Source organism: Stenotrophomonas sp. SAU14A_NAIMI4_8, from assembly GCF_003086695.1.
Classification (GTDB): Bacteria; Pseudomonadota; Gammaproteobacteria; order Xanthomonadales; family Xanthomonadaceae; genus Stenotrophomonas.
Genome location: NZ_CP025999.1, coordinates 1,901,169 through 1,915,444, shown reverse-complemented (window position 1 = coordinate 1,915,444; position 14,276 = coordinate 1,901,169). Strand labels below are relative to the sequence as shown.

Genomic DNA, 14,276 nt, shown 5'->3' with positions numbered 1-14,276 from the left:
ATGCTTGCCGTTTCTGCACAACGGCACCGCCCCACACCTGCAACCCTGTCACCACCGCCGTGCCGCCTGCACGGCCCTGATTCGGCTCTATGGCGCCCCTGTTCAACCGGAACACGCACATGGCCCCTACCCGTACCGAAGAACGCATGTCGACGCTGGGCAGCCTGGACGTCCTGGACGACGCCGCGGGCGCCTCGCTGGATCGGCTGACCGACCTGGCGGCGCGCACCTTCCGCACGCCGGTGGCCTTCGTATCGCTCATTGAAGAAGACCGCCAGCGGCTGATATCACGCCAAGGCCTGGACGTGGCCGAATCGCATATCCGCGACTCCATCTGCGCTCACACCATCGGCTCCCCCGCCGGCCAGGTCATCAACGACCTGCGCGTGGATCCGCGTTTTTCCAGCCTGCCGCTGGTGGCCGGGCCGCCGCACCTGCGCTTCTATGCCGGTACGCCACTGGTGGCCGCCAACGGTGTTCCCATCGGTGCGCTGTGCGTGATGGACAGCGTGCCCCGGCAGTTTTCCGCCGATGACCGTCGGCAACTGCAGACGTTGGGCATGGCGGTGATGAACGAACTGGAGCTGCGCACCCTCAGCGGTCGTCGCGATCCGGTCAGTGGCCTGCCCAACCGCCACCAGTTCGCCATCGATTACGCCGCGCGCGCGGTGCGCACGCCGGGCCAGCCGTGCTTCGCGGTCATGATCGACATCCTGGATCTGCCGCGCGCCCACGAGGCCGGCCAGGTGCTGGGCATGGTGCCGCTGGAAGCACTGATCCGCCGTGCGGGCGTGCGCCTCAACCTGGCCCTCGACGGCGTGGCCCAGGTCTACCATGTGGGCGCCACCCGCTTCGCCTTCGTGGTGGAACTGCCCACGCGCGAGGCCATCGAACGCCTGGTTCACCTGCTGCACGACGATCTCATCCGCCCGTTGATGGCGGCATCGGTTCCGCTGGCGCCGCAGTTCCATGCCGGCCTGTGCGAGGCCGCCCTGGGCCGTGACAGTGCCGACGATGTGCTGCGCAAGATGATGATCGCGCTCGGCTCGGCCCTTGCCAGCCAGGTTACCTGCTGCTGGTACTCGCCCAGCCGCGATGAACGCCTGCAGCGCAGCTACCGGCTGGCCACCGACGGCCAGCGGGCACTGCAGCAGGACCAGTTCCACCTGGTCTACCAGCCGCGCTTCCGCGCGCATGATCTTGCCCCGGTTGCGGCCGAAGTGCTGTTGCGCTGGAACCACCCGCAGCTGGGCGCAGTCAGCCCGGCCGAGTTCATTCCCGTATTCGAGCGCACCACGCTGATGGATGGCGTTACCGCCTGGGTACTGGAACACGCCTTCAGCCAGCTGGCGCAATGGCGGCGCGAAGGCCTCAGCCTCACCCTGTCCATCAACCTGTCCGCGCGCGATGTGTCCCGCAAGGGCATGGCCGATGCCTTCATTTCCGCGCTGCTGTGCAAGGGGCTGTCCTGCAGCGATGTGGAAATCGAGATCACCGAAGGCGAATGGCTGCGTGCCGATTCGCTGCCCGGCGAACAACTGCAGCAGCTGGCCGCGGCCGGCGTGCGCGTGGCCATCGATGATTTCGGCAGTGGCTACAGCAACTTCGGCTACCTCACCGAACTGCCCATCCACACCATCAAGCTGGACAAGTCGATGATCGACGACCTGCCCACCGATATGCGCGCCCAGTTGAAGGTGCAGGCAGTCATCAGCCTGGCCCACGGCCTGGGTTACAACACCGTGGGCGAAGGCGCCGAGACGCCGGAACAGGTGGCCCTGCTGCAGGCCTATGGCTGCGATGAGATCCAGGGGTTTGCCCTGTCCCGCCCGATCAGCGCGGCAGATCTGGCCCAGCAGCTGGACGCGGCGCCCTACGTCCAGACCTGACACCCGGGGGCACATGCCCAGCAGAAGCTGAATGTGCGCCTCGGCCTTCATCTGCCGCGCACACAACCGGGCATTCCGGCACGGCATTATTGCCGCGCATCAGCAGCGCCCCTTCCACCGGAATTCCCTTGCAGCCGCATTCCCCTTTGGCCGGTCAACCGGCCCCGTTGTCGCATGACTTTTTCGAATTCCTGGCCGTACGCGCGGGTGAGCAGTGGTTTGCCGTGGACGTGCAGGCCGCTGTCGAAATTCGTGGCCCTGAAACCTTCAGCCGTGCAGGCGGCAAAGGCCGCCCAACCCTTACCGTGCGCGAAGAAGCACTGAGGGTGGTCGACCTGCGTCGGCTGAGCGGGCTGAGTGCGTTCGAGTCCGCCTGCCCGGCAATGCTGCTGGTGCAGGCAAGCGCAGAAGTGCTGGCCTTGGCCGTGGACGAAGTGGGCGAGATCGAAAGCGTCCCCCGCGAGCGGGTGCGGGCGGTCAATCCGCTGGGGTTTGTGTTCTGCAGCCAGAGCATTGCGATGCCCGACAACGGCCAGATTCCGCTGATCGACCCGGTGTTGTTGATTGCCGCGTGATCGCGCCGCCGGGCATGGCCCGGCGCTACCCCACCGTGCCCGCGACGCCCTCCGGTAGCGCCGGGCCATGCCCGGCGAATTACACCGCGTCCAGAATAATCCGCGGCAACCGCACAATCGCCCGCGAAAACACCGCCGGCGCATCCATGCCGCGCGCCACCACAAGCGCGCCGTGCAGTTCCACCAGCATCTGCTCGGCCAGCAGTTCGGCCTCTTCATCAGCCACACCGTGCTGCCGCGCCACACCCGCCAGCGCGGCCTGCAACCGGTGGAACGTCGATGCAATTGCATCACCGCAACCGTTCTGCACACCACGCGGCGGCGACAGCATGTTCAACAGGCACGACTGCCGGCCGTGGTCGTACATCGCGTCCATCGCCGCAACGAAACGCGCCAGCTTGTCCGCCACCGGCGCATCGCCGGCCAGCACCGGGAAGATCTCCGCATCCAGCACGCGCCCTACCTGGGCAAGCACTTCCTGCGCCATTTCCTCTTTCCCGTTGGGGAAACGGTGGTACAGGCTGGATTTCTTCAGGCCGGTCGCTTCGGCAATCACTGCCAGCGACGCGCCCTCATAGCCAACGTCCTTGAACGTCAGCGCCAAGCGGTCCAGCAGGGCCGCGTCATCAATTTTCCTGACCTGGGGCATGGGTCACCTCCTGCCTGAACGATAACCGACCGTTCGGTCCAATTCAAGCTTGACGTGGACCGATCGTTCGGATTCAATTCAGCCCGTACCGACCGTTCGGTACATTTCAATCCAATCCGCTCAAGGAACTTTCCATGTCCCGTATCGCCCTCGTCACCCCCGAAACCGCCACCCCGGCCCAGCAGCCGCTGCTGGAACAGACCAAGGCCAAATTCGGCAAGCTGCCCATCATCATGACGGCGCTGGCCAACTCGCCGGCCACCATGAACAGCTACCTGGCCCTGTTCCAGAACCTCACCGACGGCCGCTTCAGCAAGCAGCTGGCGCGCAAGATCGGCCTGGCCATCGGTGAAGAAAACGGCTGCGAATACTGCATCTCCCTGCTGGCCGCCATCGCCAAGCTGCAGAAGCTCACCGAGGAAGACATTGAACTGGCCCGCCACGGCAAGTCCACCGACCCGAAGGAACAGGCGCTGCTCGACTTCGTGCTGCTGCTGGTGCGCCACAAGGGCGACGTAACCGATGAAGAACTGCAGGCCGTGCGCGCCGGGGGCTGGGGCGATGAGGACATCGTGGAAGTGTTCGGCCACCTGGCGCTGAACTTCATCACCAACTACCTGTGGAAGGTCGGCCGCAACGACGTCGACTTCCCGATCCTGCGCCTGTTCGACCAGGGCAAGATCTCGCGCGGCAGCAGCCACGCGTTCCAGCAGTTCGCCTGAGGAACCCACACCATGAACACCCCTGCCCGTCTGGCAACCGGCCTTGCCGGTGCCCTCGCCGTTGCCTCTGCCCACGCCGCCGCGCCGGCCGTCACCTTCCACTACGCCCAGGTGGACGACGTGCGCGTGTTCTACCGCGAAGCCGGCGACCCCAAGGCACCCACCGTGCTGTTGCTGCACGGCCTGCCCTCCTCGTCCTTCATGTACCGCGAACTGATCCCCATGCTGGCCGACCGCTACCACGTGATTGCCCCGGACCTGCCTGGCTTCGGCTTCACCGAGGCGCCGCCGCGCGAAAAGTACGCCTACACCTTCGCCAACCTGGCCACCACCATCGACCGCTTCACCGAAGTGATCGGCATCGATCGCTACGCCATCCAGGTGTTCGACTACGGCGCACCGGTCGGCTGGCGCCTGGCCACCCAACACCCGGAACGCATCACCGCCATCGTTTCGCAGAATGGCAATGCCTATGAAGAAGGCCTGGGCGAACTGTGGGCGCCGATCAAGCGCTACTGGAGCGCAGCGACCGCGGCCAACCGCGATGCACTGCGCAGCATGTTCAGCCCGGAAGGCATCCAGTGGCAGTACACCCACGGCGCGCCCGATGCGCTGCGCATCGCGCCGGAAACCTACACGCTGGACAACGAGCGTCTGGCGCGGCCAGGCAATCTGGATATCCAGCTGGACCTGATCCTGGATTACCGCACCAACGTGGCGATGTACCCGCAACTGCATGCGTACTTCCGCGACCGCACGCCGCCGCTGCTGGCGGTGTGGGGGCGCAACGACGCGATCTTCATCCCGGCCGGTGCCGAGGCGTTCAAGCGCGATCTGCCGAAGGCGGAGGTGCATTTCTACGATACCGGGCATTTCGCGTTGGAAAGCCATGTGCAGGAGATCGGGCCGGTGATCCGCGCATTCCTGGATGCGAACCTGTAAGAAGCGCGCTGCATGACGCATTCGGCACGTTCAACGGGCCGGATGCGTCACTCCACTTCATGTGTTGTGTCTAACACGCCCTCGTGTGGAATGACCGACACAACTATTCCTAAGCGGAAAACGTCACGTATTCCCGAGCATTGCGCGCTGTTTGCGCCATTTCATGTCGCGCCAACCCCGCCTGCGGCATGGGCGAGCGCTCTCGTGTCGCATGTGCCACGGATTGTGCGTGCGACAATCGTTTCCGCTCCCTCGATGCATCTGCACGTTTCGGATTTTTCTGATTGAAGCGAGCGTGCATGCGTAAACAACATGGCGTGCCACCGACAACGGGTGGCCGGGTCTGCAAACCCGTCTTGACGTAAGTGTCTGTTGTTTACGCTTGCCCGTCGGCACCGTCCTTAACCGGTGCCGGCGGGCAATCCGTCGGCCGTCTATGGCGGGCGGTGCGTGGGGATCTTCGGGTCCACCGGGTCAATGACACTACATCAACCGGGTTTGCAGCCACGTACCGTCCGCCACCCCGCCCAGCGCGGGTGGCGCTGCTGTGCCTCTGCCACGGAAGCCGACGCCATGACCGCACCGAACGCCCTGCCCTTCAGCGCCCCCGCTGATTCCATCAACGACGACCAAAACCCCTCGCCCGACCTCAGCACCCTGCTCGGCTGCCTCGACCGCATCCGCACGGGCGAAGGCGCCGACGGCCAACCCTGGCCCGAAACCCATCTGCCGCTCGGCCGCCGCATGGCCCTGGCCCGCATCGACCGCGCCGCCGCCGGTCTGCTCACCGTGGCCGAAGTGCCGCACGCCGCAGAGCGCTGCCGCGCCGTAGCCACACCCGACCGGCACCTGAGCGAAGGTGTGGTCGATGGCCTGTTCCTGGCCTGCCGCAGCCTGGCGGAACTGGTCTGCCAGGACATCCGGCCGCGCGGATGATCAGCGTCGTTCTCCGCTTCCAGATTGCCAAACACCATCACACTGATTACGACGCCGCCTACCTGCAGCTGGTCGAGATGCTGCAGCGCTTTCCCGGTAGCGACACCTGGTACTGCGAGGTAAACGCCCCCGGCCAGGTACCGCTGCGGCTGGACGATGCGCCCGCCGTGCTGCACCGCCTGCGGGTACGCGCGGAACTGGCGCCTGTGCGCACGTTCAGTGCATCGTTGTTGAACCGGCCAACCGGCCAGCGCTTGCCCGGGCTGATCAATGTTAATTACAGCCCGGGCGTCGGCACCATGACCGTGGTCGTCAACCGGCCCGCCGACGTGCAGCCCAACCCCACCGGCTGGATCGCCGGCATCATGCTGGCGGTGCTGGAAAGCGAAATGGGCACCCGCTACGCATTTGCCGATGTCTACGACCGGCTGAATGGTCGGTTCGTGAATTACCACGATGCCTGCGCAAGCTACCCCGGGCGGCACTGCCTGGGGTGGATGGCGTACGTGCGCCGGGCTGTGAGCGCTGCGGAGTTGCCACAGGCCGCTTTGATTCTGCCCGCGCCGGGGGGATCGATTGTGGTGTCGGTGGATGGGGCGTTCAAGCTGGCCGACAAGAAGCATGTGCGAACGGCGAATGCGCTGGAAATGCGGATGTATGAGTTGGGGTTGCTGCCGGTGTTCTAGCTGGTTGGGACGTCGGGTCTGCCGTGATTGCAGAAAGGCAGGGTTACTTGCACACCGCAACCTGCCTTCCCTGCCAGACTGCCAATGAAGGCGTCAGCGTTTCAGTCGATGTACCAGTCGAACTTTGCGCGCCGTCGAGATGGGTTACACGCAGTCCTCTGGCTTGCCGCTGCGCAGTGATCGACTCGATGTTCCCGTACATCAGAACTAAAGAATCGCCCCGTGGCTTGATCTTCATGACCTCAGGGGCGCTCGCTTCGCCCTCGTACCGTTGTACGACGGCATACCCACCATCCGCGCCGCCAACGAACGAAATCTCCAGCCCGAGTAGGTCGCCGGATTCGGGGTGCATGCAGACGTTCGAGTAGGTGGGGGGTTGCTTCGGGGAGCTAGCGCCGGCCGCAACGCTTGGTAAAAACGCCAGCGCCAGCACCAGAATGCATGGAAGCTTTGGGTTGATCATCTGCGGATCTCCATTCCTCAAGGCACGAACGTGGTGGGCAACTGGGAGTAAACGCGAGAGCAGCATTGGCCGACGGCTAGCGTGCCGTCCAACCTCCATCCATCGGCAGTGCCGTACCCGTAATCTGCGCTGCGGCGTCCGAGGCCAGGAACACCACCATGTCCCCCAACTGCTCCGGCGTCACGAACTGCAGCGAAGGCTGCTTCTCGGCCAGCAGCTCACGCGCGGCGGCCTCCTGATCGGTCCCTTCCCGCTCCGCCAGCGCGGTGATCTGCTGCTCCACCAGCGCCGTGCGCACCCAGCCGGGGCAAATGGCGTTGGCGGTGATGCCGGTACCCGCGTTCTCCAGAGCCGTCACCTTGGTAAACCCGACCACGCCGTGCTTGGCCGCCACATAGGCCGACTTGTTCACCGAGCCGACCAGCCCGTGTACCGACGCAATGTTGATGATGCGGCCCGATCCCTGCTGCTTCATGTGCGGCAGCGCCGCCGCCGTTGCATGGAACACCGCCGATAGGTTCAGCGCCAGGATCGCGTCCCACTTCTCTACCGGGAAGTCCTCGATCGACGCCGTGTGTTGGATGCCAGCGTTGTTCACCAGGATATCGATGCGGCCCATCGTTGACGCGGCACGGGCGATCATTTCCCGTACCGCGTCGCCGCTGGAAAGGTCCGCGCCATCGTGTGCCACCCGTACCCCGAACTCTGCCTCCAAGCCGGAGCGGATCCGTTCGATTTCCTGTGCATCCCCGAAGCCATTGAGCACGATGTCGGCCCCCTGCCGCGCCAGCGCGATGGCGATGCCAAGGCCGATACCGCTGGTGGAGCCAGTGACTACCGCAACCTTTCCGGTGAACATGGGCAAGCTTCCATGAGGCGTTGGCAGCAGTGTAACGACTAACGGGCACTTGGCCGCTCTGACGCGGCGCCCGAAAAGGACTGTCCAGCCACCGCGCTATCCCGGGGCGCACCCATCGCCTGCGACGGACAGGATGTCGCTAACGCCCCGCCTCAATGAGTAGAATTGGCCAAATTCTGTCGTATGAGGCCATGCCATGGAACATCCTCTTGTCGAGGTTCGGGGCGCTGCCCAAGCGCTCAGGGACTTCGCCGAAGCCCGAGATTGGGCACAGTTCCATTCCCCAAAGAACCTCGTCATGGCGCTCTCGGGCGAAGTTGGAGAGCTGAACGAGGTCTTCCAGTGGATGACGGAAGCCGATTCTTTCAACGCCGCATCCTCGGACGCCACAGCCAAGGCGGTTCGTGAAGAGATCGCCGACGTAGCCCTGTACCTCATCCGGCTGTCGGATGTGCTTGGCATCGACCTTAATGAAGCTGTCAGCAGCAAGCTGGCCACGAACGCTGTCAAGTACCCGGTCGATCTCTCGCGGGGCGTCAGCACCAAGTACAACAAGCTGCCTCAGCCATGATCGTCTACCAAGCAGACAAGGACGCCTTCCTTCGCCACTGCAACGATGAGGAAATCGAGGAAGTCATCCTTGCCAGCTACAAGGCGGTCACCAAGGGCCATGTGGGCGAGTCCGAAATCCGCTCTTGGCGCGAATCACTGAGATACGTCGCACGTGCGCTGAACCACCCATCCATTCCTGGTGACATCGGCGTGGCGGTTGAGTTCGTCCTGCCTCAGTCGCGGAAGCGTATTGACGTTCTCCTGACTGGCCACGCCGAAGACGGCTCCGCGCACGTCATCATCGTCGAGCTCAAACAATGGTCAGTCATCAAGCAGTCCAATCGCGACGCAATGATCGAGCTGCGGCCCGGAGACCTTCGAGTCCATCCCAGCTATCAGGCGTGGTCCTACGCTGCGTTCCTTGAGGGTTTCAACGAAGCGGTCCATGTGGGAAAGCTCCAGGTTCATCCCTGCGCCTATCTGCACAATTATCAGTCGGATGGCGTGATCAACTCCCCCCATTACCGGCCTTACATCCAACGCGCCCCGCTCTTCCTTAAGGGCGCGGGCGACCTTGAGGAGCTGCGCGCTTTCATCAGCCAGCACACCAGCAAGGGCGATGGTATCCCGGTGCTGGCCAAACTGGACGGCGCCACTATCCGCCCGTCCAAAGCGCTCGCAGACGAACTGCATCGATTGCTCTCGGGAAATAGTACGTTCACCTTGCTCGACGAACAGAAGCACGTGTTCGAAGCCGCCAAGGCGGCGTGCGCCCAGGCGCATGCGGAACGAAAGCCTCGAGTTGTCATCATCGAGGGCGGCCCGGGTACGGGCAAGTCCGTCGTTGCGGTGAATCTTCTGGCCGCGGTGCGCGATGGTTTGAACGTCAAGTACGTCTCGAAGAATGCCGCGCCACGTGAGGTCTACAAAAGCGCCCTCAGCAAGTCGAACGAAAGTGATCGCCTCCACCACTTCTTCGGTGGGTCCGGAGCGTACATCAATACCCCCGAGAACGAATTCGATCTACTGATCGTCGACGAAGCCCATCGGCTCACCGAGCAAGGCGGGTTCTACGGGAACGAGGGCAAGAACCAGATAATGGAGCTGATCAACGCTGCCCTGTGCAGCGTGTTTTTCATTGATGAAGACCAACGGGTCACGCTGAAAGATATCGGCACCAAAGAGGCCATTCGTGATTTCGCAGTCGCCCGCGGAGCGACGGTGGAGGAATACGCCCTGTCCTCGCAGTTCCGCTGTGCGGGGTCGGACGGCTATCTCGCATGGTTGGACGACGTGCTGCAGGTCCGCCCGACCGCAAACACAACCCTGGACGAAGACAGCTACGACTTCCAGGTATTCGATGATCCGGTTGCATTGCACGCGGCTATCGATGCCAAGAACGCCAATAACCGCGCGCGCGTCGTAGCTGGCTATTGCTGGCCATGGAACAGCAAGAAAAACAGCAAGGACATGGACATAGTCATTGGCAACTACCGACGGCAGTGGAACCTTGGTCAGGACGGAAGCCTTTGGATTGTCTCCCCCAACTCGATTGATCAGGTGGGCTGCATCCATACCTGCCAGGGTCTGGAAGTCGATTACATCGGCGTGATCATCGGGCCGGATCTGGTCATGGAAGACGGTGCCCTGAAGACCGTCCCTCGTGCGCGCGACAGGCACGACAAGACGATGAAGGGGTATGTAAAGCTATCCAGATCCCACCCCGCCCACGCTGCCGAACTGGCCGACACGATCATCAAGAACACTTACCGCACCTTGATGACCCGTGGGATGAAGGGGTGCTACGTCTACGCGACAGATCCGCAAGTCGCCGCGTACTTCAGGACTCGACTGCAGTGTCTGGCGGCCGTTGAAAAGGCCCAGGCGGTGGAGGCCTGAGCGCCTCCACCTGATCAATCTCAGCGGTGATCCTCGCACAACGCGCCGAAATCACCGGAACGGCAATTACGCGGAGGCGGCCGAACTACTTCAACCGCTCCACCAACCGCTGCCCCACCTCCATCGCTGAAGCCGGGTTCTGGCCGGTAATGAGCTCGCGGTCCACCACCACATGCCCGGTCCACGGCGTGGTATTGCTGCTGAACTTCGCACCCGCCCGCTGCAACGCCGTCTGCGGGTAGAACTTCATCTCACCGCCGCCTAGCATCGGCTTTGCCTGCTCTTCTTCCTGGTTGCTGATCACCGTCATCTGGTAGCCGCTGTAGATCCACTTCGGCGTGGCCGGCGTTGTACCCGCTTCCAGCTTCGCCACGAAACCCGCCGCATCCGGCAGCGTGGACAGCAGCGCGATCGGCCCGTGACAGACCAGCGCGGTGGTCTTGTTGCGCACGTGGAAGTCGGCCAGCAGCCGGCCCAGCGCAGGACTCTTCAGCAAGTCCTGCATCGGCGCGTGGCCACCGGGAATGTAGACCGCATCGAAACGTGCGTAGCCCTGCTGCTCCACGCGCGCCAAGCTGACCACCGGCGAGGCCGTCGGCGAGGTCAGCGCCAGTTTCTCCAGCAGCTCCTTGTGCAGCGACAGCTGCGCGGCATCGTTGCCGAAGTACGCCGGCGTCACCGAGGACGCGTCCACCGTCGGCGCCCGCCCCTGCGGCGTGGCGAAGGTCACCTCGTGGCCCGCGTCCAGCAGCAGCTTGACCGGCTGCATCAGCTCGTTGAGATAGAAGCCGGTGGACAGCACCTTGCCGTCCTTCAGGTCCAGGTGGTTTTCGTCGGACAGCACCACCAGCACGTTGGCGGCGTGCGCGCCGCTGGCGGCCAGGGTCAGGGCCAGCGCTGCGGCGAGACGGGTCATCAGGTTCATGGGGAGCTCCTATCAGGGAATGGCCGCCACTTTATTCATCGCCCCAGCGGCGATAAATTGGCCCCTTCGCAAAACATTTGTTCGCGGGAGAGCCAAATGAGCCGCAAGTTCGATTATCTGGGCGATGTGGAGGTCTTCCTGGCGGTGGTCGAGCACGGCTCGTTCACCGCCGGCGCCGTGGCGCTGTCCACCACGCCCTCGGTGCTGAGCCGCGCTGTCACCCGCCTGGAAGCGCGGCTGGGCCGGCAGCTGCTGCAACGGACCACCCGCCGCGTGGGCCTGACCGACGCCGGGCGGCTCTATCTGGAACAGGTGCGCACCGCCTTCGGCCTGCTGGACGACGCCGAGCGCGACGTACAGGGCCAGGACGGTGCGCTGGCCGGCCGCGTGCGCCTGAGCGTGCCCACCACCTATGGCCACTACCGGCTGCCGCCCGTGCTGGCGCACTTTGCGCAGCAGTACCCGCAGGTGCAGGTGGAACTGAACATCACCAACCGCAACGTGGACCTGGTGGCCGAAGGCTTCGACCTGGCCATCCGACTGGGCCAGCTGCCGGACAGCGGGCTGGTGGGGCGAAAGCTGGAGGATGCGCCGCTGGTGCTGGTGGCTTCGCCGGAGTACCTGCAACGCCGGGGCGCGCCGCAGACGTTGGAGGATCTGCAGCAGCACCTGTGCCTGCCGTTTGTGATGCCGCGTACTGGGCGGCTGGCGCCTTGGGTGTTTCGGGATGGCGGACGGGATGTGGATTGGGTGCCGCGGTCGCCAATCGAGACTTCTGACGATGTGTTGGGTGTGGTGTCGCTGGCCGAACAGGGCATCGGCATCTGCCAGAGCTATGAGTTCATCGTGCGCGAGCGGTTGTTGCGGGGGGAGCTGGTGGAAGTGCTGCCGCAGTTGCGCGGCAGATCAAGGCCGTTCTCGGTGATCTATGCGCCACATCGTCGGCAGTCGGCCGCGGCACGAGCGATGATTGAGTTGCTGGTGGGGAATGCGGGGCGTACTAAAGATTGTGCTGGTTCAATCTGCAAGGCTGTTTAGCCGCGTGCGGTTTGAACCGATCTTGGAGGTGTATGGTTAATTGCGCGCCGCTGCCTGTCGAGGCGAACTGAGAACTGTTGCGAAGAGGACTCTCGCGCGATTCACCTGTGGCGTAGGCGATTGCGGTAGATTGATAGGCCATCGGCAGTGGGTTTGCGCCATTGCATCTGATATCGTCGCGTATTGCTCGAACGGTGAGTGCAACATACTCGGTGGCACTGTTTAGCACGGCTACGGAAGTCGCCACCACGACCAAATTCGACACCGTCTCCACGTACACCGTCGTTGAAGCCATCAACGACGACACTCCCCTGCCCGACCTCAACTCAGTGCGCTGCATGCTCAAGCCGATGTGCGGATGCGAAGGCGCAGATGCGTACTGGTGGCCAGAAACCGATGTATCACCTGGCCGCCGCGTAAGCCTTTCGAGAACTAACCGCGCGTTGGTAGACCACTTCACAGTGCTGAAAGTGCTGCACTCAGCAAACCGCTGCCAATTGGCAGCGGAGCCAGAGCGGCATCAGAATGCGGGAACTGTTGATGAGTTATTCATGGCTTGCCGAGGGGAGGCTGAGTGGACTTGCCTAGAGACTAAGGCGGGATAATCCTCGTTGACCACCTTGCTCCCTTGGGAACTTGTCCTTTAATTTCCGCTTCCGGCCGAGAGCGGTCTGTCGTTTGGAATCAAGAGCGGACTTCACCGGTCCACTATCCTCGCCCAAGGCCAGATCGCACTGAGCGATGCTGCACTCCCCGAAAACCTATAGGCTTCCCTGACCGAGGGCCGACGAAGGGTTTAGGCGTGAAGCAGCGATATGAGAGTGTCAACGGAGAAGTCCTGCCGGGAATACTGTCGTTGCCGGTGGAGCATGTGCTGCAGCGCTATCGCGACGTATGGGTACCGATCAGCACGTATCCATATCTGGCTATCGATACAGAACGAGTTGATGCGCACTGCAAGAACATCAGCGAGTTCGCGGTGTTTGCGGGCGGCCGCCTAATGCAGAACCTCCGGCCTGAAGAAGGTAGCAGCCGTTTGATCTCGGGGATCATGGGCGGTGGCGTCGATGCCGGACTATCTCCCGAATCAAAGGTGATTGTTGAGGGCATGGCTAATCCGCGCGCGCATTGGCTCATGAACTTCAACGAAACGCTCGCCATCGGCATGCATCCGTTCGCGGCGCTTCGCACGCACTACATCTACGTCGACAGAAACGGCAGCTACCAGCGGAGTTTTGCCGAGCTGGTGATCGTCGACCGGCACAGCCGGCCGAGCTCCACGCTCGTTGACTTCGCCCCTCTGGCGGAAATGGTAATGACGCTTCATCTTGAGTATGTCAATGGCCCACACGACCGGGCGCGCGACATCGTTCGGCTGGCCGCGCTGCTCGATGCGATATTTGTCGAGAACGAAAAGATCCTCGCCGCAGCCACGGCACACCACCGCGCACTAGCGCCGCTGGAGAAGTCATTCGACTACGTCGCGCCGACGCTAACCCGGTATGGCCGCCTGACCCACGACGCTGGCGGGGAGCCGCGGATCGAGCTATCTTTCGCGCTGCTGCATTACGAAAAGGCGCTGCGCGAGTTCGATGCGCTGAAGGCGGCGGCGGCGAAGAAGGATACCGAGGCCGCGTTCTTCCACGGCATCTACTGCGTGGTTGCGGTGGCGGCCTGCGCCGAGGCCATCGGTAACCGTCTAGCGTTCCTGGAGACCGGCGCGCATCCCGACCACCGCGACAAGCGCCAGCCGTTAAAGAAGATCAACCACGGCGGAGCCGCGCTCGCACTGGCCGCATGCCGTACGTTCGTGCCACTCACGCCCGGACAACCAATGTACGACGCGCTTGATCGCGTGCGTGAGCTGCGCAACGCGTTCATGCACGCCAAGGAGCGCGACGAGAAAGTCGATCCCGTGGCCCTAACCTCGACAGTATTCACCGCCGTCGACGAGAACTGCTGTCGCGGCTACCTGCGAAACCTCCGCTTTGCCGTCGCCCATGTGTTCGATCAACTCGCGCCTGAGCATTCAGCGCCGATCGTCACGCGCGAGAACGTCGATTGGCTTGGCGGGATCGAGGTGCCCTAGAGGCCGGCGAGCAGGGCTGCGAACGGCCCCTCATTCCCCACTCCAATTATCC

The 14,276-nt window shown here is 63.4% G+C and carries 14 protein-coding genes; 10 read left to right on the top strand and 4 right to left on the bottom strand.

Translation table 11 applies throughout. From position 1 onward, the window contains the following. Positions 1-119 precede the first annotated feature (119 nt). Together C1930_RS08895 and C1930_RS08890 are read left to right on the top strand one after the other, a co-directional pair. The gene (locus tag C1930_RS08895) at positions 120-1,889 is read left to right on the top strand and encodes a sensor domain-containing phosphodiesterase (RefSeq protein ID WP_234412752.1); all 1,770 of its coding nucleotides are present in this window, start codon (positions 120-122) and stop codon (positions 1,887-1,889) included. A 128-nt stretch (positions 1,890-2,017) separates the two neighbouring features. Beyond that, positions 2,018-2,464, top strand: coding sequence for a chemotaxis protein CheW (locus tag C1930_RS08890; RefSeq protein ID WP_108771520.1), 447 nt, complete (start codon positions 2,018-2,020; stop codon positions 2,462-2,464). A 79-nt stretch (positions 2,465-2,543) separates the two neighbouring features. Here the strand turns inward: C1930_RS08890 and C1930_RS08885 are convergent, their stop codons facing one another. Then, the gene (locus C1930_RS08885) at positions 2,544-3,113 is read right to left on the bottom strand and encodes a TetR/AcrR family transcriptional regulator (RefSeq protein WP_108756006.1); all 570 of its coding nucleotides are present in this window, start codon (positions 3,111-3,113) and stop codon (positions 2,544-2,546) included. Positions 3,114-3,247: 134 nt separating this feature from the next. Here C1930_RS08885 and C1930_RS08880 point away from each other — a divergent pair, with 134 nt between their 5' ends. The 4 genes from C1930_RS08880 to C1930_RS08865 all read left to right on the top strand — a co-directional run bounded on the left by C1930_RS08880 (position 3,248) and on the right by C1930_RS08865 (position 6,399). Beyond that, the gene (locus tag C1930_RS08880; RefSeq protein WP_108771519.1) at positions 3,248-3,835 is read left to right on the top strand and encodes a carboxymuconolactone decarboxylase family protein; all 588 of its coding nucleotides are present in this window, start codon (positions 3,248-3,250) and stop codon (positions 3,833-3,835) included. A gap of 12 nt (positions 3,836-3,847) precedes the next feature. Next, entirely contained in the window at positions 3,848-4,777 is a 930-nt protein-coding gene (locus C1930_RS08875) for an alpha/beta hydrolase (protein WP_108771518.1), read from the top strand. A 573-nt stretch (positions 4,778-5,350) separates the two neighbouring features. Beyond that, positions 5,351-5,713 (top strand): hypothetical protein, encoded by a 363-nt coding sequence (locus tag C1930_RS08870; protein WP_108771517.1) that lies wholly within the window; start codon positions 5,351-5,353, stop codon positions 5,711-5,713. Further along, the gene (locus tag C1930_RS08865; protein WP_108771516.1) at positions 5,710-6,399 is read left to right on the top strand and encodes an Imm52 family immunity protein; all 690 of its coding nucleotides are present in this window, start codon (positions 5,710-5,712) and stop codon (positions 6,397-6,399) included. Before C1930_RS08870 ends, C1930_RS08865 begins: the two co-directional genes overlap by 4 nt. A 43-nt stretch (positions 6,400-6,442) precedes the next feature. Here C1930_RS08865 and C1930_RS08860 read toward each other — a convergent pair whose 3' ends face one another. After that, complete coding sequence (locus tag C1930_RS08860; RefSeq protein WP_108771515.1) at positions 6,443-6,862, bottom strand: hypothetical protein; 420 nt, start codon at positions 6,860-6,862, stop codon at positions 6,443-6,445. Positions 6,863-6,938: 76 nt separating this feature from the next. Next, entirely contained in the window at positions 6,939-7,721 is a 783-nt protein-coding gene (locus tag C1930_RS08855) for a 3-hydroxybutyrate dehydrogenase (RefSeq protein WP_108771514.1), read from the bottom strand. Positions 7,722-7,917: 196 nt separating this feature from the next. On the opposite strand from C1930_RS08855, the gene C1930_RS08850 reads away from it, so the two are divergent. Continuing rightward, positions 7,918-8,292: a nucleotide pyrophosphohydrolase gene (locus C1930_RS08850; RefSeq protein ID WP_108771513.1), complete on the top strand. Its 375-nt coding sequence runs from the start codon at positions 7,918-7,920 to the stop codon at positions 8,290-8,292. Next, positions 8,289-10,172: a DUF2075 domain-containing protein gene (locus C1930_RS08845; protein ID WP_108771512.1), complete on the top strand. Its 1,884-nt coding sequence runs from the start codon at positions 8,289-8,291 to the stop codon at positions 10,170-10,172. The genes C1930_RS08850 and C1930_RS08845 overlap by 4 nt, the downstream gene beginning before the upstream one ends. Positions 10,173-10,257: 85 nt before the next feature. On the opposite strand, the gene C1930_RS08840 is transcribed toward C1930_RS08845, so the two are convergent. Further along, complete coding sequence (locus tag C1930_RS08840) at positions 10,258-11,097, bottom strand: type 1 glutamine amidotransferase domain-containing protein (protein WP_108771511.1); 840 nt, start codon at positions 11,095-11,097, stop codon at positions 10,258-10,260. A gap of 96 nt (positions 11,098-11,193) precedes the next feature. Here C1930_RS08840 and C1930_RS08835 point away from each other — a divergent pair, with 96 nt between their 5' ends. Then, a complete protein-coding gene (locus C1930_RS08835; protein ID WP_108771510.1) occupies positions 11,194-12,135 on the top strand; it encodes a LysR family transcriptional regulator in 942 nt (313 codons plus the stop codon). An 802-nt stretch (positions 12,136-12,937) separates the two neighbouring features. Further along, positions 12,938-14,224, top strand: a complete 1,287-nt coding sequence (locus C1930_RS08825; RefSeq protein WP_159093576.1) for a hypothetical protein — start codon at positions 12,938-12,940, stop codon at positions 14,222-14,224. The last annotated feature ends 52 nt before the right edge of the window (positions 14,225-14,276 follow it).